Origin of the sequence: Halomonas sp. SIMBA_159 (genome assembly GCF_046536035.1) — a bacterium.
Classification (GTDB): domain Bacteria; phylum Pseudomonadota; class Gammaproteobacteria; order Pseudomonadales; family Halomonadaceae; genus Vreelandella; species Vreelandella venusta_A.
Genome location: NZ_JAWJBT010001564.1, coordinates 1 through 238 on the forward strand (window position 1 = coordinate 1; position 238 = coordinate 238).

Annotated in this window: 1 pseudogene; it reads right to left on the reverse strand. The window is 67.6% G+C overall.

Annotated elements, in window-relative coordinates:
* Positions 1 to 238 (reverse strand): annotated as a pseudogene (locus R0J87_RS24495) (erythrose-4-phosphate dehydrogenase); the annotation flags it as partial.

Below are 238 nucleotides of genomic sequence, written 5' to 3' on the forward strand. Positions count from 1 at the left end.
GTTGAAGTCGGAGGAGACCAGCGGCTCGTCGTACCAGCCGAGGATGCCCTTGAGGCGGTTGGAATCGGCCGCCTTCTTGATGGCGGCGTTGATCTCCTCCGCGTCGGTGGCGCGCTTGGCCGTGAACTTGAAGTCGACCAGGCTGACATTCGGCGTCGGCACGCGCATGGCCACGCCGTCGAGCTTGCCGGCGAGTTCGGGCAGCACCTTGCCGACCGCCTTGGCCGCGCCGGTCGAG